The organism is Pseudoduganella buxea (genome assembly GCF_009720835.1).
GTDB classification, from domain to species: Bacteria; Pseudomonadota; Gammaproteobacteria; order Burkholderiales; family Burkholderiaceae_D; genus Rugamonas; species Rugamonas buxea.
The window spans coordinates 1-255 of sequence record NZ_WNKZ01000315.1 but is presented as its reverse complement, the minus strand read 5'-3'; the positions used below and the strand labels follow the sequence as shown (position 1 = coordinate 255).

Here is a 255-nt window from a genome sequence, read left to right as displayed (position 1 = left end):
ACTGCATGAAGTTGGAATCGCTAGTAATCGCGGATCAGCATGTCGCGGTGAATACGTTCCCGGGTCTTGTACACACCGCCCGTCACACCATGGGAGCGGGTTTTACCAGAAGTAGGTAGCTTAACCGTAAGGAGGGCGCTTACCACGGTAGGATTCGTGACTGGGGTGAAGTCGTAACAAGGTAGCCGTATCGGAAGGTGCGGCTGGATCACCTCCTTTCTAGAGTCGGCACTGATCGCAAGATCGTGCATCAAA

Annotated in this window: 1 rRNA gene; it reads left to right on the top strand. The window is 53.7% G+C overall.

Annotated elements, in window-relative coordinates:
• Positions 1-219 (top strand): 16S ribosomal RNA (locus GM672_RS28075); the annotation flags it as partial.
• Between the last annotated feature and the right edge of the window lie 36 nt (positions 220-255).